Annotated in this window: 16 protein-coding genes; 10 read left to right on the forward strand and 6 right to left on the reverse strand. The window is 64.8% G+C overall.

Annotation, left to right across the window (positions count from 1 at the left end):
* The first annotated feature begins 103 nt into the window (after window positions 1-103).
* Window positions 104-475 carry a BON domain-containing protein gene (locus GPA25_RS17380; RefSeq protein ID WP_169261674.1) on the forward strand — a complete coding sequence of 124 codons (372 nt, stop codon included), beginning with the start codon at window positions 104-106 and terminating at the stop codon, window positions 473-475.
* 36 nt (window positions 476-511) lie between these two features.
* On the opposite strand, the gene tldD is transcribed toward GPA25_RS17380, so the two are convergent.
* The 3 genes from tldD to GPA25_RS17395 all read right to left on the reverse strand — a co-directional run bounded on the left by tldD (window position 512) and on the right by GPA25_RS17395 (window position 6,816).
* On the reverse strand, window positions 512-1,957 hold the full coding sequence (gene tldD / locus GPA25_RS17385) for a metalloprotease TldD (protein WP_169261675.1): 1,446 nt from the start codon (window positions 1,955-1,957) through the stop codon (window positions 512-514).
* Between the two features lie 103 nt (window positions 1,958-2,060).
* Window positions 2,061-2,906, reverse strand: a complete 846-nt coding sequence (locus GPA25_RS17390; protein WP_169261676.1) for a nitrilase-related carbon-nitrogen hydrolase — start codon at window positions 2,904-2,906, stop codon at window positions 2,061-2,063.
* A 4-nt stretch (window positions 2,907-2,910) separates the two neighbouring features.
* Window positions 2,911-6,816, reverse strand: coding sequence for a YhdP family protein (locus GPA25_RS17395; protein WP_169261677.1), 3,906 nt, complete (start codon window positions 6,814-6,816; stop codon window positions 2,911-2,913).
* A gap of 141 nt (window positions 6,817-6,957) precedes the next feature.
* Here GPA25_RS17395 and glnE point away from each other — a divergent pair, with 141 nt between their 5' ends.
* From glnE to GPA25_RS17420, 5 genes are all read left to right on the forward strand, one after another.
* Entirely contained in the window at window positions 6,958-9,642 is a 2,685-nt protein-coding gene (gene glnE, locus GPA25_RS17400) for a bifunctional [glutamate--ammonia ligase]-adenylyl-L-tyrosine phosphorylase/[glutamate--ammonia-ligase] adenylyltransferase (RefSeq protein ID WP_169261678.1), read from the forward strand.
* A 125-nt stretch (window positions 9,643-9,767) separates the two neighbouring features.
* Window positions 9,768-11,285 (forward strand): CYTH and CHAD domain-containing protein, encoded by a 1,518-nt coding sequence (locus GPA25_RS17405; RefSeq protein ID WP_169261679.1) that lies wholly within the window; start codon window positions 9,768-9,770, stop codon window positions 11,283-11,285.
* Between the two features lie 107 nt (window positions 11,286-11,392).
* Window positions 11,393-11,845: a SixA phosphatase family protein gene (locus tag GPA25_RS17410; protein WP_169261680.1), complete on the forward strand. Its 453-nt coding sequence runs from the start codon at window positions 11,393-11,395 to the stop codon at window positions 11,843-11,845.
* Between the two features lie 178 nt (window positions 11,846-12,023).
* Entirely contained in the window at window positions 12,024-12,956 is a 933-nt protein-coding gene (locus GPA25_RS17415; protein ID WP_169261681.1) for a hypothetical protein, read from the forward strand.
* Between the two features lie 73 nt (window positions 12,957-13,029).
* Window positions 13,030-13,206 (forward strand): hypothetical protein, encoded by a 177-nt coding sequence (locus GPA25_RS17420; protein WP_169261682.1) that lies wholly within the window; start codon window positions 13,030-13,032, stop codon window positions 13,204-13,206.
* A gap of 51 nt (window positions 13,207-13,257) precedes the next feature.
* On the opposite strand, the gene mnmA is transcribed toward GPA25_RS17420, so the two are convergent.
* The 3 genes from mnmA to GPA25_RS17435 all read right to left on the reverse strand — a co-directional run bounded on the left by mnmA (window position 13,258) and on the right by GPA25_RS17435 (window position 15,526).
* Entirely contained in the window at window positions 13,258-14,355 is a 1,098-nt protein-coding gene (mnmA, locus tag GPA25_RS17425) for a tRNA 2-thiouridine(34) synthase MnmA (RefSeq protein ID WP_169261695.1), read from the reverse strand.
* Window positions 14,356-14,371: 16 nt separating this feature from the next.
* On the reverse strand, window positions 14,372-14,962 hold the full coding sequence (locus GPA25_RS17430; protein ID WP_343034988.1) for a hypothetical protein: 591 nt from the start codon (window positions 14,960-14,962) through the stop codon (window positions 14,372-14,374).
* A 108-nt stretch (window positions 14,963-15,070) separates the two neighbouring features.
* Window positions 15,071-15,526, reverse strand: coding sequence for an NUDIX hydrolase (locus GPA25_RS17435; protein ID WP_169261697.1), 456 nt, complete (start codon window positions 15,524-15,526; stop codon window positions 15,071-15,073).
* Between the two features lie 219 nt (window positions 15,527-15,745).
* Between GPA25_RS17435 and GPA25_RS17440 the strand changes: the two genes are divergently transcribed.
* From GPA25_RS17440 to GPA25_RS17455, 4 genes are all read left to right on the forward strand, one after another.
* On the forward strand, window positions 15,746-16,951 hold the full coding sequence (locus tag GPA25_RS17440; RefSeq protein ID WP_169261683.1) for a citrate transporter: 1,206 nt from the start codon (window positions 15,746-15,748) through the stop codon (window positions 16,949-16,951).
* A gap of 113 nt (window positions 16,952-17,064) precedes the next feature.
* Window positions 17,065-17,985 (forward strand): branched-chain amino acid transaminase, encoded by a 921-nt coding sequence (locus GPA25_RS17445; protein ID WP_169261684.1) that lies wholly within the window; start codon window positions 17,065-17,067, stop codon window positions 17,983-17,985.
* A 13-nt stretch (window positions 17,986-17,998) separates the two neighbouring features.
* Entirely contained in the window at window positions 17,999-18,199 is a 201-nt protein-coding gene (locus tag GPA25_RS17450; RefSeq protein WP_169261685.1) for a zinc-finger domain-containing protein, read from the forward strand.
* A gap of 91 nt (window positions 18,200-18,290) precedes the next feature.
* Window positions 18,291-18,722, forward strand: coding sequence for a nuclear transport factor 2 family protein (locus GPA25_RS17455; RefSeq protein ID WP_169261686.1), 432 nt, complete (start codon window positions 18,291-18,293; stop codon window positions 18,720-18,722).
* Window positions 18,723-18,866: the final 144 nt, after the last annotated feature.

Consider the following 18,866-nt stretch of genomic DNA (forward strand, 5'->3'; position numbering starts at 1 on the left):
CTGAAAAATATAGGGAAATATCGCCTGGCACGGCATCTGCTGAAACGCTGACATGGCGCGATGAGCGCCACACCTCACAGCACCTCGCAGAAGGAGCCACAGCATGATTATTTCCCGCAGCATCGGTCGACAAACCATTGCGCGCCAGACCGTCGCCTCCGTTCTCACGACCACGGCGATTGCGTTTTCGATCTGCACCGCGGCCGAGGCCGCCAGTCTTGCCGCAGCCGCGCAAGCTACGACACCAATCATCAGCGACGAGCGCGACCGCCATGTACAGCGGGAAATCAAGACTGCGCTCAGTGCCGATCCGGGCTTGCGCAATTCGCATATCGCCGTGTCGGCCCATTCCGGGCTGGTGACTCTGGCCGGCGTGGTCACCAGCGACGAGCAGCGCGGCCGGGCGCAACGCGCGGCGATGGCGGTGCGCGGCGTACGCGAGGTGGAAAATATCCTGGAAGTGGCGGAGCACTGACACTCCGCCACGTCACATCACCGGCGCCAGGGCGTTTCAGCCCGTGCCACCGACCGTCAGGCCATCGATGCGCAGTGTCGGCTGGCCGACACCGACCGGCACGCTTTGACCGTCCTTGCCGCAGGTGCCGACACCGGGATCGAGCGCCATGTCATTGCCGATCATCGACACCCGGGTCAATGCGTCCGGACCGTTGCCGATCAGCGTCGCGCCTTTCACCGGGCGAGTGACCTTGCCGTTTTCGATGAGATAAGCCTCGGCGGTCGAGAATACGAACTTGCCGGAAGTAATGTCGACCTGACCGCCACCGAAATTCGCTGCATACAGGCCCTTCTTCACCGACTTGATGATTTCCTCGGGCGCCTTGTCGCCGTTCAGCATGTAGGTATTGGTCATGCGCGGCAGCGGCAGGTGGGCGAAGGATTCACGACGGCCGTTGCCGGTCGGCTTCACACCCATCAGGCGGGCATTCATCGTGTCCTGCATGTAACCGGTGAGGATGCCGTCCTCGATCAGCACCGTGCGCTCGGTGGGGTTGCCCTCGTCGTCGATGGTCAAGGAACCGCGGCGATCGGGAATGGTACCGTCGTCGACGACCGTCACACCCTTCGCCGCGACCTGCTGTCCCATACGCCCGGAGAAGGCGGAACTGCCCTTGCGGTTGAAGTCGCCTTCCAGCCCGTGTCCGATCGCCTCGTGCAGCAGGATGCCCGGCCAGCCCGGACCGAGCACGACGGTCATCGTGCCCGCGGGCGCCGGACCGGCATCGAGATTGACGCTCGCCTGATGCACGGCCGCATGCGCGTATTCGCGCAGGCGCTCGTCGTCGAAATAGCCATAATCGAAACGCCCGCCACCGCCGGCGCTGCCCTGCTCGCGATTGCCATTTTCTTCCATGATGACGGTGACCGATATGCGCACCAGCGGACGCACATCTGCAGCCATGTGCCCGTCACTACGCGCAACCATCACGACCTCCCACGTGCCGGCGATGTGCGCCATTACTTGCGTCACGCGCGGATCTTCGGCGCGCGCAAAACCTTCGAGGCGCTCGAGCAGTTGCACCTTTGCCGTATCGTCAAGCGACGCAAGGGGGTCTTCGCCTCGATACAAGCGCGATTTCGCCACATGCGGCTTCACCGCAACGCTGCGCCGCCCGCCCGCCTCGGCGATCGCACGGGTGGCTTCCGCCGCCGCGGTCAGGGCCGGCAGCGAGATATCGTCGGAGTAGGCGAAGGCGGTCTTCTCTCCGCTGATCGCGCGCACGCCGACGCCTTGTTCGATGTTGAAGCTGCCCGACTTGACGATGCCTTCCTCCAGGCTCCAACCCTCCGAACGGTGGTACTGGAAGTACAGGTCGGCGTAATCGAGGCGGTGGCGCATCAGCTTGCGGAATACCTTTTCGACCGCGGCATCATCGAGATCGTAGGGGCTAAGCAGATAGCGATCCGCAACCTTGAGGGGGTTCAGTACTTTGCTCATTGTTCGTCCAGTATTGGGTTGTCCAGTTGGACATGGTCAGCGCAAATAAGGTCAAAAGAGCCCACGGCAGAAGCCGCGGCCGGGCGCGAAGGACAGCCGTTACCTAGCGGCCGGGAACGTCCAGACAGCGGTGACGCAAGGCGGGGAGACTGTCGCGCACGGCGGCGATACGGGCGGGTTCTATGTCGGCCCACACGACACCCGGCCCCTCCTCGCGGCAGGCAAGAATCTGGCCCCACGGGTCGGCGATCAGGGTGTGGCCCCACGTGACACGTCCGCTGGGGTGGTGCCCACCCTGTGCTGGCGCCATCACGTAGCATTGGTTCTCGATGGCGCGGGCACGCAGCAGCACTTCCCAGTGATCGCGCCCGGTGGTGTAGGTAAAGGCCGCAGGCAGGATGATCAGATCGACCATCCCCATCGCACGGAAAAGTTCGGGAAAGCGCAGGTCGTAGCATACCGACAGTCCGACACGACCACAGGGGGCATCGAAGGTAACAACCTCGCGCCCGGCTTCGATGGTCGCCGCCTCGTCATAACGCTCGCAGCCCCTCTGGAAGCCGAACAGGTGGATCTTGTCGTAGCGGGCGACCCGTTCGCCGCGCGCGTCATACACGAGCGTGCTGTTACGCACTTTTCCGTCGGCATCGGCGAACATCGGAATAGTGCCACCCACCAGCCAGATGCCATGGCGCGCCGCGGTTTCGCGCAGAAAATCCTGCAGTGGCCCGCTGCCGTCGGCCTCCCGAATCGCTATCTTGGCGGTTTCATCGGCGGTAATCAGCGGAAAATATTCCGGCAGCGCGACGAGTTGCGCCCCGCCGCCCGCCGCCTCGGCAATCAGCTCGCCCGCCACGCGCAGGTTTTCCGCCACATCCGGGCCGGATACGGTCTGCACGGCGGCGATGCGCACGGGAGCGGAAGGACGGGGCGAGGCAGGACTGCTCACGCATTTACTCCTGATCTGGTTGAGCCGCGGCAGGCGCTGCGGCCGACAGTTTTTCGACTCTGGGATCGGCCCAGTTGCCAGTGATCGAATAGGTGAAGGCGAACAGCTTCTCGATGGGATCGCTCAACGCCTTCTGCGCCACGTAAGCCACCAGGCCCGCCACCGGATTGATGAGTCCGGCCGCGGCACCGATTGCCACCGATTCCGACAGCGTGGGCTGCACCACTACCCGCAGATTCTGCGTCTCGTCGTCCAGATTCACCGAGCCGCTCATCGACACCTTGGCGGCCGGCCCCCGGATCTGCAGATCGTCGGTCCGCATCACTCCGCTGGACGCATTGATGCTACCGGAAATGCTGTCGAAGGCGAATCCCTCGCTGAACACGTCGCGAAAATCCAGGGTCAACCGGCGCGGCAGGGCCTGCAGGCTGAGCACCCCGAGCAGGCGTCCCATGCCGGGATTCAGTTTGCGGAACTGCCCACCCTCGGCCTCCACCATCATCGTGCCCGTTAGTGACGGGAAGTGAATATGGGTGGGCGCGCCGCGCCAAACCAGTTTGCCCGCCAGCACCGCCTTGCCTCCACGTACCACTTCGCCATACCCCAGGCGGCTAGCAAGCTGACCAATGTCGCGGGCCTCAAGACGGAAATCCAGATCCGTCTGCGGACGCGTGCCGGGCCGCCACTGGCCGGAACCGGCAAGGCGTCCGTCGGGATTGGCGACCGTCACCGAATCCAGGTACCACATTCCCCGCCGATTGCGCGCCTGCAACTCGAGACGGCCAAACTCGGTACCGCGCAACGCGAACTGATCGACAACGATGTCCAGCGCCGGCAAGCGGCGCGGCGACTCCTCGGCGGCGGGATCGTCACGATCGGACTCCGGCTCCGATGAGCCCGGCTCGGGTTTTTCCGCGCCGAGCGCCACCCGCTTCAGGCGCGCGCGCAGCGTTCCTTCGCCGCTGTCGCGCCAATCGAATTCGCCTTCGGCTTCGCGACTGGCGATGCGCCCCTTCCACCCCCCGGCATCGGCCCGTGCCGTCAAGTGCGCGGACGCCAGGGTGTGTCCGAATGCGCTGACGCGCTGCGCGCGCATATCGATCCCGGCGATCCCGGCCATGGGGTTCGTCGCCGTCTCGGTGCCTGTCGGCACGGGCCCGTCGGCAGCCGTTTCGAAGACTTTGCGCCAGGCATCGACATCGAGCACGTCAAGCTTGGCGGCCAGTTCCAATCCCCGCTCGGAGGGCGGCGGAGAGGTCAGCACGCCGAGGCCACCACGCGCGATTTCCCAGGTCTGACCGACGCGACGGCGTTCCATCTGGAGTTCCGCCCGCCCTTCGAGAGCGACATGAATACTTTCGATTTCACCACCGGCGGGAAACTCGAGCGCGACCTTGAGTGGCCAGGCCGCACTCGCACTCTTGTTCATCGGCTCCGGCAGACTCGATGCCACGCCGACAAGCTCCGACTGCACCGCTACACGGGCACTGTGCGCGCGCACGTCGATCTGCGCCTGCCACTGCGCAGCCCCCGACAGATGCGCCAGCACGGGCCAGTCGTGGGCCTCGCGCACCGCCTGCAGCCGCGCCGCACCCGTGGCGGCGAAACTCACCCCGCCATCCTTCGCGGTCGTCGCGACCAGACGCATCGGCTCGCCATAGAGCCGTGCGCGCGCTTCGGGAATCGCCAGATCCATTTCGGTGAAACGCACGGCGCCGGCGGCTTCGTCCAGCGCCGGCAAGCCATTCACGACCCACAGGCGATTCGCCGCGAAGCGGTATTCCCCCTTGACGGTACTCGCGTCGATATTGCGCAGAGGCAACTCCAGCTTCAGATCCAGGTTGCCACTGCCTTCGGCACGCATCCCGTCGGTGAAGCCGTCGATGCGCCGCGACACCGGGCTCTCCGACACGAAACGCAGGAAATCCGCCGTCGGACCGCTGGCGCGACCGCGAATCGTCATGATTTCCCCGCCCGGCGAATCCAGATCGGGCACCTCGGCCACCACGCCCGCGAGTGCCACGTCGAAGATGCGCGCACGGTCCGCCGTGATACGCATGCCCGGCCCCTCGAACCGCACTTCGCCGTCGATATCGGTGATCGAGGGCCAGCCCTCCGCATAGTCAAGCCGCGCGCCGAACACCCGCGTGGACACCAGAAACTGCCCGGACTTGCCGTCGCGGAAAGGAAAATCGTTCAGATTCCCCTTCAGCCGCAGGCGCGCGTCCGGCACCTTGCCGCCGACGATGCCGTGACGCAGCCACATGCGGGTCTCGTCATTCACTACACGCGGCAGATAGCGCCATACCGACTCACTCTCGGCGCGCGTCAGGCGTGCGCTGAGGTCGATTTCTCCCGGTCCGGTGTCGGACGGCCAGTAACGGCCGGAAGCCGTGCCGCTTGCATCCGGGTTCTCGAAACTTGCACTGTCGAGCGCGACCTCCAGCCTCCCGGCCGACCGCGTCCAGCCGCCCTCCGCGCGCAGGGTGGAAAAACCCATGCGCGATTCGGGGAACACCGCAGGCAAGTCCAGCACCGCGTCGCGACCGACGAGGCGGAAACGCCCGCCGCGCTCGTCGCCATCAATTTCGCCCGACATCCCGGACAGCCCCGGCAACACCCCCTGCGGGTTCAGGCCGATATCGGCAAAGCGGGCGCGGAGCTTCCACGCTTCCGGCTGCTCGGGTGGCCCGCGCCACTCCAGGCGCACGTCATCCACGCTTCCGCGCGGGGCAAAGGCTGCGAGGCGTTCGCGCACACCCGACTCGAACGGCAGATGCGAAGCCAGCCGCGCCAGCGCCGCAAAATCGAGCCGATTGGTGGTGAACTTGCCGAAGTCCGGCGTACCGTCCTCCACCCCGCCCAAGCTCAACTCGATGTCGGTCGGATCGATGCGCACCCCGTCGCCGGTCACCAATTCGAGATCGCGCGCCAGAAAATCCATGCCCGCCGCCGTGCGGCGCCCGGCGAGACGGCCACGCACGCTTTCCAGATCCAGCACGGGCAAGCCTTCGCCGAGTTGCGTGCGCACATCGGCAAGCGCCAGATTCACCGACAGTGACGTAATCTGCCCCTGACCCACGGCAATCCATGCACGCACTCCGCCTTGACCGGCAAGCCCGATCGGGTAATCGACCCACGTGCGCCAGCCCCCCAGACTGGCCTCATCGGCGGCAAGATAGATCTGTCCCAGCCACGAGGCTGGATCCGCGGGGGCACGGCTGGCCAAGTCACCGCGCACTTCGACCATTGGCGCAAGCTCGGCCGGCGCCTGTGCACGCAGGCCGAAGCGATAGCGCGGACCGTTGCGCAGAAGACGGAAGTCGACCTGCTCGAGTTGCAACTCGGGCGCCCCGCGCAAGGCGTCTGACCAGTTCAGGCGGGCGCCGCGGATGACGATTTCGCGCTGTTCAAAAAGCCAGTCGGAAAGCGTGGTATCCGACGCATCCGGGTCGATGCGCACGCCCGCAATAAAGATCTGACCATCGGCTTCGCGGCGCATGCTCAGCTCGGGGGCCTTCAGTTCGAGGCGGTAAAAGTGCGGTTGGGCACGCAGGATCGAGGACCACGACAACGTCGCATCGACGGTCTCCAGGCGCAGTGCCGGGCGTCCCTCACGGTCCAGCAATTCGAAGCCGGAAAGATGCAGGCGCGGGCGCAGGCCCGACAGGTCAGCCGACACCGCCTCGATCGAAACCGGCAGCCCCGCTGCGTCGCCGATTGCCGCGGCAATCTGCAACCGGTATTCGCCAATGCGCGGCACCACCACTTCACGCACCAGCAGAAAGCTCAGGCCACACACAAACCACGCGACCACGAACACGATCGACAGCGCACGCCACAGCCCGCCGCGTCGTGCGGGCTCCGGTGCAATGCGAGTGTCAGGAGGATTAGCGTGAGGTGCGTTCATCTGCAAAAAAGCCCGAAGCCGGGAACGATACGACTGAATCCGGACAGGCTTGGCTACAATCCACTCCGCATCCACCGCCTCCGCACAGCCATCAGGCGTCTGGAACCGCTCATTCTACCAACGTTCCGGATCTCGCCTCCCATGTCCGTCGCCTCGAATCAGCCATCCGAAGCACTTTCTTGCGCAGCGTCCCTGTCGCGCTTCCTGCAACGTATGCTCGACTCGCGCCCGTGGCTCGCCGACCGGCTTGCTGTATCGCTGCATCAGCGGCTCGATGCCGACGCAATGCAGGCCTTCGTGATCGACGCCGGTCTCGACGAAGCGCGCCTGCGCGCCACACTGCGCAAACTGCGGACCTGGGTCGTATGCCACGTTCTCGTGCGCGACCTCAACGGCATGGCCGACCTCGCCGAAGTCACCGAGACCATGACGGTGCTGGCCGAAGTCACGATCCGCACGGCGCACGACGTCCTGCGCGAAAACCTCGTCCAGCGCTATGGCGCCCCCGTGTCCCCAAGCGGCTGGGAACAGGAACTGCTGGTCATCGGCATGGGCAAGCTCGGCGGCCGCGAACTCAACGTCTCGTCGGACATCGACCTGATCTTCATCTACCCTGAGGACGGCGACACCGGCGGCGCCAAGGTCATCAGCAACTTCGAATTCTTCGAGCGCCTGGGCAAGCAACTGATCCAGGCACTCGCCGAGGTCACCGAACACGGCCAGGTCTTCCGCGTCGACATGCGACTGCGCCCCAACGGCGACTCCGGCCCGCTGGTCGGATCCTTCGACATGCTGGAAAACTACTTCATCAGCCAGGGGCGCGAGTGGGAGCGTTACGCGTGGATCAAGGCGCGCGTGCTGGCCGGTGAGCGCTTTGGCGAACTCGAAAAAATCGCCCGCCCCTTCGTTTTCCGCAAGTACCTCGATTTCGGCGCGATCAACGCCATGCGCGGGTTGCATGCGCAGATCCGGCGCGAAGTCGCGCGCCGCGACCGTGCCAACAACATCAAGCTCGGCCCCGGCGGCATCCGCGAAATCGAGTTCATCGCCCAGGTTTTCCAGCTGATCCGCGGCGGGCGCGACACCGCACTGCAATTGCGGCCCACCCTCAAGGTGCTTGCACTGCTCGCCGAACGCGGCATGCTGAGCACCGAGGCCGTCGCGGAACTGTCCGACGCCTATGACTTCCTGCGGCGCCTGGAACACCGTCTGCAATACCTCGACGACGCCCAGACGCACGATCTGCCGGACAACGACGACGACCGCGCGCGCATTGCCCGCGCGATGAACTTTGCCGACTACGCAGCAATGCTCGAAGTGCTCGACCGCCACCGCGCCGCCGTCAGCCGGTACTTCGAGCACGTCTTCGGCGACCCCGCGGAGGAAGGCCACACCCTCGACGGCATGTGGGCCGCCGCCGAAAACGAAAGCCAGGCCGAACCCATCCTCGCCAAACTCGGCTACCGCGACCCGCCGGCTGCCGCGCATCGCCTCGCCGCAATCCATGCCGGCAACCGCTACCAGCAACTACCCAACCACATCCGCAGTCGCCTCGATGCACTGATTCCGCGCGTCGTGGAAGCAGCCGCCAGCACTCCCGGCGCCGATGAAACCCTCGCGCGCTGTCTCGATCTGCTCGAAGCCATCACCCGACGCGGCGCCTATCTGGCGTTGCTGCAACAGTACCCGCAGGCGCTGCGCCGAGTTGCCGACCTGATGAGCGCCTCGCGCTGGGCGGCGCAATTCCTTACCCGCCACCCGATCCTGCTCGACGAACTGCTCGACAACCGCAGTCTTCAGTCCGAACCGGACTGGACGGCAGTGCGCAAGCAGATCGCCGAAGCGCTGGATGCCGCCGAACCGGACATGGAACGGCAGATGGACATGATGCGCGAGCAGCATCATGCCCTCGTATTTCGTCTGCTGACGCAGGACATTGCCGGCATGCTGACGGTGGAAAAGCTCGCCGACCACCTCTCCGCGCTCGCCGACCTGATGCTCGACCTGAGCATTCCAACCGTGTGGCGCAAGATCAAGATCCGCCATCGCGAAGTGCCTAAATTCGCGGTCATCGCCTATGGCAAGCTCGGCGGCAAGGAACTCGGCTACGCCAGCGACCTCGATCTGGTGTTCCTCAGCGACGACGAGGCCCCCGAGGCCAGCGAAGTCTATGCGCGTCTCGGCCAGCGGCTGAACACCTGGCTGTCGAGCCAGACCGCCGCCGGCATCCTGTTCGAAACCGACCTGCGCCTGCGGCCCAACGGCGAATCGGGGATGATCGTCAGCTCGCTCGAATCCTTCCGCAAATACCAGCTCGAATCAGCCTGGGTATGGGAACACCAGGCCCTCACCCGCGCGCGCTTCGCCGCCGGCGACCCCGCCTTGGGCGAAGCCTTCGAACGCATCCGCTGCGAAGTGCTGCGCCAGCCGCGCGATCTCGACACACTGCGAGCGGAAGTGCTCGCAATGCGCCGCAAGATGCGCGACGCCCATTCCGGCAAGAGCGAGCTGTTCGACCTCAAGCACGACGCCGGCGGCCTGATCGATGTCGAGTTTCTCGTCCAGTACCTCGTGCTCGGTTACGCCCACCAGCATCCGCAACTCACCGGCAATCTCGGCAACATCGCGCTGCTACGCATCGCTGGCGAACTCGGCCTGATCCCGGCCGGACTCGCCGGGCGCGGCGGCGACAGCTATCGCATGCTGCGCCATCTGCAACACCGCCAGCGCCTCAACGACCTGCCCTCACGCGTCGAACCCGGCGAAGTCGCGCTCGCGCGCGAACCGGTGCGCAGCTTGTGGCAACAGGTGTTCGGCGAAGAGTGACGCTCACGACATCACAGCAGGCCATGCGTGGCAGACTGAAATATTTCAGTTCACGGTTTCGTGCATGACCAGGGATTGAACGGGCGACTACAATCCCACGCACCCTTACAGTGCGATCGAGCCCCATGAGCCAGGAAGTCGAACTCAAACTCACCCTGCCGCGCAAGGCCCTGCCGGCGCTGCGCCGCCATCCACTGATCGCGGGCGCCGCGAAGCAGGGTAATGCGGTGACGCTCGACAACACCTATTTCGACACGCCGGAGCTGGCCCTCAAGGCGCGCAAGATCGCCGTGCGCACCCGCCGTCATGGCCGCGTGCAACTGCAGACCGTCAAATGCGCAGCCGCATCCACGGGCGGGCTCACCCAGCGCCCGGAATGGGAACAAGCCTTCAGTGGCACCTTTGACTTCTCGGCGATCGACGCGCCCAAGGTACGCAAACTCCTGTTGCGCCATTCGCCCGACCTGGCACCGGTATTTTCAACCCGGTTCCGGCGCGAAACCCGTCTCTATACGCAGGATGACACGGCACGCATCCTGATGATGATTGACACCGGCGAGGTTATCGCCGGAGAACGCCGCGAACCGATCTGCGAACTCGAGCTCGAGTTGGTCGAGGGACAGCCGCTCGACCTGCTGCTGCTCGCCTGTCGCCTCGCCGCCGACATCCCGTTGATGCCTGGCGACCTGAGCAAGGCTGAACGCGGCTTCCGTCTGCATCTGGGTGAGCCTCTCACTCCGCTGCGCGCCGAAACCTCGACCATCGACGCCAACCAGACGCCCGTCGAAGCCTTTCGCAGCCTGGCGTCTTCCTGCCTGCGTCAGTGGCAGGCCAACGCCGTGGGTGCCGCGACCGGGGGCACACCCGAATTCATCCACCAGTTGCGAGTCGCGCTGAGGCGCCTGCGCTCGCTGCTGGATCTCTTCGCGCCGGCCCTGCCGGCCGATTTCGTTGACGACTGGAAGGCGCGTCTCGCCCAGAACGCCGACACCTTTGCCGAAGCGCGCGACCTTGACGTGCTGTACGAGGAAATTCTGGCACCGGTCACCACCGACGACGCCGGCCACAGCGGCAGCGAAGCGGCGGCGGTGGCCCGGCTTGCCGAGCGTGTCCGCGACGCCCGCGACCAGGCACGTCAGGACGCCCTGCGCAGCCTCGATCCCGCCGCCCAGGGGCGCCTGCTGTTCGGTTTCAGCGCCGCACTGTACGCGCTGCCTGCCAACAGCCTGATCGGTGCCACGGACCTGCGCACCTTCGCCCGGCTGCAACTGGACCGGTTGCTCAAGAAAGTCCGCCGCCGCCATGCAGCGGCCGCCGACCGTGTGCCCGCCCACCTGCATGCCCTGCGCATCGCGCTCAAACGGCTGCGCTACGGCATCGAATTCTTCGCCCCGTTGATGCCTGCCAAGGCAGGCAAGGCCTACCTCGCCGCCGTCGTTCGGGCGCAAAATGCACTTGGCTTCATCAATGACGTCGATGTCGCCCGCGACCGGCTTGCGCAGTGGGCAGGCGAGACACCCGAACTGCGCGCGGCCGCAGCCTTCGTGTGCGGCTGGCACGGGCGGGACTATGCCCGCCTCGGCCGCCGTGCGCTGCGCGACCTCGACCGGCTGCTGCCCGGCAAAAAGCCTTGGGGCAAGTAGAGCACGCACACGCGACACTGCACGGCTCGGCTACACCACGGAACGGCTGTCATCCTGACGCAATGGATACCGCATAGGCTGTCGCCCCTTTCAAGGAGGAGGACATCATGGACCTGTTGCTATGGCGCCATGCCGAGGCGGTCGACGGCAGCCCGGACCACGCGCGCGAACTGACCGAGCGTGGCCAGCGGCAGGCGCAGAAGGTCGCCGCGTGGCTGGACCAGCGCCGCCCGAAGAAGCTGCGCGTGCTCGTCAGCCCGACGGTGCGCACCCGCCAGACCGCAACGGCCTTCAGCGACAGCTTCGAGGTCGTGCCGACGCTCGGCCCGGACGGCAATGTTGCCGACCTGCTCGCGGCGACCGGTTGGCCGGATTCGGGAACCGCCTGCCTCGTCGTCGGCCACCAGCCTGCGCTCGGACGCATGGCCGCGCTGCTGCTGTCGGGGGTCGAAGCGGACTGGACGATCAAGAAGGGCGCACTATGGTGGTTCAGCAACCGCGTCCGCGACGGGGAAACGCAGACAGTGCTGCGCGCCGTCATACCGTCCGACCTCGTGTGAGCCCCCGCCCGCAGCGCATTTGCGCCACCCGCCATCGACGGGATGCGAATCATGTCGCGGAAAAAATTGTCGGGACGCGCAGCGTCGTCCACGCACGCTTGCCGTAAGATTCGGCTTTCAGCACAGACGATCCTACGCTCACGCGCCTCCTGCACAATTCGCCCGGGCAGCACCTTCAATGAATACATCCGTCACCGCCAACGGCACCAAGCGTTTCATCGACGGCGTGGAACGCGTTTTCTACGATGGCTACTGGATCAAGGCCTATGACCCGCCGGCCGACACCCTGCGCGCCAAACGCCAACTGATCGAGGGTCTCACCCGACGCCTGTTCAACCATGTCGAACACGGCATCAACATCCCGGGCAAACGGCTGGACGAAGCCCGGCAAGCCTTCGAAGTTGAGCCCGATCCGGAACGCAAACGCGTCAAAGGCGCGATGCTCGCCGGCGCGCTGTTCAACCGCGCGACCGACATCTTCACGAAACTGATGGAATTGCAGGAACTCGGCATCGAGATCCAGACTGACAACGCGCTGATGCGCGAGTGCGGTTTCTGCCTTCAGGAAGCGCTGAATCTCGGCAAGATGGTGCGCCACCGCAGCGGCGAGGAAGGTATCGACGAACTGTGGGGCGAGCCCTTCCGCGCTTTCTCGATTCCGGTCGAAGCCTTCTACGACAGCCGTTACATCAAGATTTCGCAAACCCTGCGCGACATCGACCGAATCGGCGGCGTGATGGTGGAAACCTTTGCCGGTTCGCGCTACTTCGAAGGCATCGAAGACCCCACGCTGCGTTTCACCGAAGCCGCCAAGGTCAAGTGCGAAACGCTGCGCACCGATCCGGCGATCTTCGACGTGTGGGCCGATTTTGCCGTCGCAGCCGAACGTCTCGGCAGCACCAGCCCGCGGCTAGCGGGAGCGACCACGGCACATGACCTGCAGCTTGCCGTGGACGGGGTGAACCTGATCCTGCAGGGCCGCGATCTGGTGAGCTACATCACGCGGGCGCGCGTGCCGATGCCCAAGACCACCCGTGAATACATCGAGCGTTGCGAGCACTATCGCCGCGGCCTGCACCCGCGCATCCACCCCGCACCGCTCGCCCCCTGATCCTCCACCCGGCATCCCGACAGCCTGCCCCGCGGCAGCATGTCCGCCGTTCTTCCGACACCGGATATCACCGATGAAAAAAACCGACCTCGAAAAACTCAATGGCCTGAAAATCCGCGACCGCATGAAAAATGCCGGCACGCCGAACCGCTTCGGTAAAGACAACACCGCCAACGGCGGCGGAGTTGCCATCAATCCGCTCGTCGAGAAACTGCTGAAAAAGGGCCTTGCGGACAAGAACCCCACGTAATCCGCATCGCTCCGCCGCAGCCACGGCAGCGGAGCGCCCTCCCCGAAACGTCTAGACGATCACCCCGCCGCCCAGGCACACCTTCGATTCATACACCACCACGCTCTGCCCCGGCGTGAGCGCCCATTGCGGCTGGGCGAACGCGATCTCCGCCCGGCCGTCCGCCAGCGCATCGATTTCGCACGGCATGTCCGGCGTGCGGTAGCGCGGCTTGGCCGTGTACACCCAGTGGGTATGCGGGTCGCGCCCGGCAATCCAGTTCAGGTCAGTGGCCGTCAGGCGCGTCTTCAGCAGCGCCGGGTGCTCGTGCCCCTGCACCACGTACAGCACGTTCGCCTTCACATCCTTGCCCGCGACGTACCAGGCCTCGTGCTCGCCGGCCTCGTCCTGCTTGCCCTTGATGCCGCCGATGTGCAGCCCCTTGCGCTGGCCGATGGTGTGATACATCAGCCCCTGGTGCTCGCCGAGCACGCGACCGTCGTCGAGGCTGCGAATCTCGCCCGGCTTTGTCGGCAGGTAGCGCATCAGGAACTCGCGGAACGGCCGCTCGCCGATGAAGCAGATCCCGGTCGAGTCCTTCTTCTCCGCGACATGCAGGCCGGCGTCGGCAGCGATCCTGCGCACCTCGCGCTTATACAGCCCGCCCAGCGGAAACAGCGTCTTCGCCAGTTGCGCCTGACTCAGGCGATAGAGGAAGTAGCTCTGGTCCTTGGTGCCGTCCTCGGCCTTGAGCAGCTGGAATTCGGTGCGTCCGTCATTCACCCACTCGCGCACGCCGGCGTAGTGCCCGGTCGCAATGCGATCCGCACCGAGCTGCATCGCATGGTCGAGAAAGCAGCGGAACTTGATTTCCGAATTGCACAGGATATCGGGGTTCGGCGTACGTCCGGCCTCGTATTCATGCAGGAAATCGGCGAACACGCGGTCCTTGTATTCGGCGGAAAAATTGACTACCTCGAGGTCGATGCCGATCACGTCGCAGACCGACGCCACATCGACCAGATCCTGACGCGTGGAACAATATTCGTCGTCATCGTCGTCTTCCCAGTTCTTCATGAACAGGCCCGTGACCTCGTAGCCCTGCTGTTTGAGCAACAGCGCGGTCACCGAGGAGTCGACGCCGCCCGACATGCCGACGACCACTTTCATCCCGTTCGGATCGGTTTTACTGGACATTCGGTCCTTCTCCATTCAGCCATTCGGCCAGCGGCAAGACTACCGCCGGCTCACCATGATCCACAAACCAACTATCGACCACAAAGCGCGCACCCGGCTCAGCCTGCCGCAGCAGCGTCTGCGCGTGTTCCGCCGGAGCAATCTCCGCCAGCACTTCGCTGCAGTCGCACAGGGCCAGCATCGTCGCCACGTAGTCTGGAATCGCCACGGGGGGCGACACGGGCGCCTCCGCGAGCGGTACGTCAAGCTCCTCGATCGCCGCCGAAAAGTGTTGGAAGATCAACAGCGCGCGTCGCGCCGGAGGCAACACGCGATGAAACCGCAGCCAGCCGCGCGCGGCCATCAGCTCGAGAAAGCGCGTGGTGTTGGTCGAGTGATCGATGCAATCCATGCGCCCGTCGACCCCGTTATCGAGAAAATTGCCGGCGCGGTCCGCCACGATCGGCGTTTGTTCCCCCGCCAGGCGATGCAACATACCTACCGCACGCGCAATGGCCGTGCGTTCCGTCACCGCATCGGACGCCCCATGCAACACCTCGCCGGCAGTGGCCAACCGATCATCATCCAGAATCACCGGCACGGCACTCGCGCAACCATAGTTGAAACACACTTCCAGCGACGCCCCCGCATGCGCTACGCCACAGCATCCCATCACGCAGGCGATCACGACGGCACGCATCGGCATCGATCAGGCCGAATAATGCCGGATCAGCTCGAGCGCATAGCGCCGCCCGACAATCCAGTCTTCGACGCACTGCATCACCAGCGGACTGCGATGGCGCGCGCGGCAGTCACGCAACTCGTCGGGGGTAAGCCAAAGCGCGCGAACGATGCCTGCATCCAGCGCCCGCCCCGCCTGCTCGGCCCCTGCAGTGCCGCCAAAGGCAAAGCGCAGATAGGTGATGTCGCCATTCGGCACCGGCCACTGGTAAATGCCCACGAGATACTCCGGCACGAACCCGTGCGCGGTCTCTTCCAGGGTCTCGCGCGCAGCCGCCTCGATCAGCGACTCCCCCGCTTCCAGATGTCCGGCGGGTTGATTGAAGCGCAAGCCATCCGCGGTCTCTTCCTCGACCACCAGAAAGCGCCCATCGCGCTCGATCACCGACGCCACCGTCACATTCGGTTTCCAGATTCTCTCCATCGCCGCCATACCGCAAAAAATTCGCATTCTAGCGCGCTCCGTCAAACACCCGGCGAGTCCGCTTCTGTGCCGGGTCATCCAGAGTTTTGTTCGACAATCCCGCGGTGGGCCGTGACCGGCGCACGCACAGTGCCTTATCATGCCGCTTCCTTAAAACCAACAACACCCTGCTTCGTGCGGGCGCCCAATCGCCCGGCAGAGGCTCGACGTCCCCTCACCATGACACCCTCTCTCGCTGGCATCCCGATCGACTTCATCCTCTTCGCCGCCACCCTGCTCGGGGTCGCACTTTTTCATCATTACACCCTGTACGTCGCGCTGACCGGCTTTGCCGTCATCAGCGTGTACAAGATCATCTTCACCGGTTTTGCCACCGGAGCTGGCCTGGCGGGCTATTTCAGCCACCTCGGCCACGAGTGGGTGACCTTCGCCAACCTGTTCTGCCTGCTGATGGGCTTTGCGATCCTCGCGCGCCACTTCGAGAAGAGTCATGTCCCGGTGATCCTGCCGAAGTATCTGCCGCATGACTGGAAAGGCGCCTTCGCACTGCTGGTGATGGTGTTTTGCATCTCGGCGGTTCTCGACAATATCGCCGCCGCAATGATCGGCGGCGCCATGGCGCACCAGCTTTTCCGCGCCCGTGTGCATATCGGCTACCTCGCGGCCATCGTCGCGGCGTCAAACGCCGGCGGTGCGGGCTCGGTGGTCGGCGACACCACCACCACGATGATGTGGATCGCGGGCGTCTCGCCCCTCGCGGTGCTTGAAGCGGCCCTCGGCGCCGCCGTCGCGCTGTGCATTTTCGGCGTCATCGCTGCCAAACAGCAGCACGCTCACTCGCCGATCAACAAGCATGCGCACCAGCATACGCATATCGACTGGGCGCGGATCGCCATCGTCGGGCTGATGCTCGGATTGGCCATCGGCACCAACGTCACCGTCAATATCGCGGCACCGAGCATCGCCAGCAGCTTCCCGTTCATCGGCGTCGCCGTGTGGGTCGCGATCATGCTGACCGTAAAACTGCGCCGACACGACTGGGAAGTCCTGCCGGAAACGGCGCGCGGCTCGATCTTCCTGCTGGCGCTGGTGGGCTGCGCGTCGATGATGCCGGTCAATGAATTGCCCCCTGCCTCGTGGATGAGCGCGCTCGCGCTGGGCTTCGTCTCGGCGGTGTTCGACAACATCCCGCTGACCGCCCTTGCCATCCGCCAGGGCGGCTTCGACTGGGGCTTCCTCGCCTATGCCGTCGGCTTCGGCGGATCGATGCTGTGGTTTGGCTCCTCCGCCGGCGTCGCTCTGTCGAACATGTACCCCGAGGCGCGCTCGGCCGCCCAATGGCTGCGCCACGGCTGGCACATCCCGATCGCCTATGTCGCCGGTTTCACGGTCATGCTGCTGGTACTGGGCTGGCATCCGCAGTAAGCGGCAACACCCTTGAAGGCCCGCAAACCCTTCCCGTTTGCGCTAAAATTATGAATTCGTTCCGCCCTGCGGGGCGGCCCCCTGAATACTCAAATCCGCTGGAGAATCCCACCATGTCCATGGCTGACCGCGACGGTTTCATCTGGCAGGACGGCAAACTCGTGCCATGGCGCGAGGCAACCACACACGTCCTGACCCACTCCCTGCATTACGGCCTGGCCGTATTCGAGGGCGTTCGCGCGTACAACACCGCCAAGGGACCCGCGATTTTTCGTCTTCCCGAGCATACCCAGCGCCTGATCAACTCCGGCAAGATCTACCGCATGGAGATCCCCTATTCGAAGGACGAGTTGATGGAAGCGCAGAAGGAAGTCGTGCGCGCCAACAAGCTCGAGTCCTGCTACCTGCGACCGCTTGCGTTCTACGGCTCGGAGAAGATGGGCATCTCGACGCGCGGCGCCACCGTGCATGTCGCCATCGCAGCCTGGCCGTGGGGTGCTTACCTCGGCGAGGAAGGTCTCGAAAAGGGTATCCGCATCAAGACGTCATCCTTCTCGCGCCACCATGTCAACGTCACGATGCCGCGTGCGAAGATGTCCGGCAGCTACGCCAACTCCATCCTCGCGAATCTCGAAGCCACCGAAGACGGCTATGACGAGGCGCTGCTGCTCGACACCCAGGGCTTTGTCGCCGAAGGCTCGGGCGAGAACCTCTTCGTGATCAAGGACGGCAAAATCTACGAACCCGAGATCGCATCGGCACTGACCGGCATCACCCGCGACTCGGTGATCCAGGTCGCGCGCGAATTCGGCTACACGGTCGAATCCCGACGCCTCACCCGCGACGACATCTACATCGCCGACGAAGCCTTCTTCACCGGCACCGCGGCCGAAGTCACACCGATCCGCGAACTCGACAACCGCGTCATCGGCGAAGGGCGCCGTGGCCCGATCACGACCAAGATCCAGTCGCGCTTCTTCGATATCGTCAATGGCCGCGCGCCCGAATACGAGCGCTGGCTCACCTACGTCTGAGGAAACTCCTGCCATGGCTGAAAACCAGGACAAGAACGAACCCATCGCCGTTACGGCCCACGACCTGCCGCTGCACTGCCCGCGCTCCGACGCGCCGCTGTGGTCGCGACACCCGCGCGTGTTTCTCGACGTTCTGGCGGACGGTGAGGCGGTGTGTCCGTATTGCAGCGCCAAGTACGTGTTCACCGGCGAGCGCCCGACGGGCCACCACTGAGCGCCGCCACAACGGCCGCAGTTCGATCCATGGGGGCGGAAACGCCCCCATGGCATCTCCGCAGCAAGCCTCTCCACAAAGAGCATCTCACGTGAGCAAACCGATCTTCACTTCCGCGGCCGACGCCGAGGCTGGCTTCTACGATGCCCTGGCACGCTCGGACCTCGACGCCATGATGTCGGTGTGGTCGGAAGACGAAGAGGTAGTCTGCATACACCCTGACAGCCCACGTCTGGTCGGCCTTGCCGCAATTCGCGAATCCTGGCGTCAACTGTTCGCCGGCGGAGTTCGCCTGCAGGTCCAGACTTCGCACCGCGTCGTCAGCGCCAACATGCTGCTCACGGTGCACAACGTGATCGAACACGTGGCCATCGAGGGCGATGAGCGACTGCACCCACCGATGGTCGCAACCAACGTCTATGCGCGCGGCGCACTCGGCTGGCGCCTCGTCATGCACCACGCGTCGCCGACCCCCGACGTCCAGCAACTTGCAGGCCAGGACGCCCCCCGCGTTGTGCACTGATCGCCCACTGCAACACGTTGCCATACTTTTGTCGCTGCTGCGGCGCCATCCCGGCGATGAACTGCGGTAATCTGCGCGCACTTGGCACGTTCGGCAATCATCTTGTGCCGGCCGCTTGCATTCTGCGTTCCAACCTCTGATAAG

The sequence above is a fragment of the Aromatoleum diolicum genome (genome assembly GCF_012910955.1).
GTDB classification, from domain to species: Bacteria; Pseudomonadota; Gammaproteobacteria; order Burkholderiales; family Rhodocyclaceae; genus Aromatoleum; species Aromatoleum diolicum.

What these genes read in the sequence shown, in the direction of transcription:
- GPA25_RS17380 (WP_169261674.1), top strand. Translation starts at nt 104, where the DNA reads ATGATTATTTCCCGCAGCATCGGTCGACAAACCATTGCGCGCCAGACC.
- tldD (WP_169261675.1), bottom strand. Translation starts at nt 1,957, where the DNA reads ATGAGCAAAGTACTGAACCCCCTCAAGGTTGCGGATCGCTATCTGCTT.
- GPA25_RS17395 (WP_169261677.1), bottom strand. Translation starts at nt 6,816, where the DNA reads ATGAACGCACCTCACGCTAATCCTCCTGACACTCGCATTGCACCGGAG.
- glnE (WP_169261678.1), top strand. Translation starts at nt 6,958, where the DNA reads ATGTCCGTCGCCTCGAATCAGCCATCCGAAGCACTTTCTTGCGCAGCG.
- GPA25_RS17405 (WP_169261679.1), top strand. Translation starts at nt 9,768, where the DNA reads ATGAGCCAGGAAGTCGAACTCAAACTCACCCTGCCGCGCAAGGCCCTG.
- GPA25_RS17410 (WP_169261680.1), top strand. Translation starts at nt 11,393, where the DNA reads ATGGACCTGTTGCTATGGCGCCATGCCGAGGCGGTCGACGGCAGCCCG.
- GPA25_RS17415 (WP_169261681.1), top strand. Translation starts at nt 12,024, where the DNA reads ATGAATACATCCGTCACCGCCAACGGCACCAAGCGTTTCATCGACGGC.
- GPA25_RS17420 (WP_169261682.1), top strand. Translation starts at nt 13,030, where the DNA reads ATGAAAAAAACCGACCTCGAAAAACTCAATGGCCTGAAAATCCGCGAC.
- mnmA (WP_169261695.1), bottom strand. Translation starts at nt 14,355, where the DNA reads ATGAAAGTGGTCGTCGGCATGTCGGGCGGCGTCGACTCCTCGGTGACC.
- GPA25_RS17435 (WP_169261697.1), bottom strand. Translation starts at nt 15,526, where the DNA reads ATGGAGAGAATCTGGAAACCGAATGTGACGGTGGCGTCGGTGATCGAG.
- GPA25_RS17440 (WP_169261683.1), top strand. Translation starts at nt 15,746, where the DNA reads ATGACACCCTCTCTCGCTGGCATCCCGATCGACTTCATCCTCTTCGCC.
- GPA25_RS17445 (WP_169261684.1), top strand. Translation starts at nt 17,065, where the DNA reads ATGTCCATGGCTGACCGCGACGGTTTCATCTGGCAGGACGGCAAACTC.
- GPA25_RS17450 (WP_169261685.1), top strand. Translation starts at nt 17,999, where the DNA reads ATGGCTGAAAACCAGGACAAGAACGAACCCATCGCCGTTACGGCCCAC.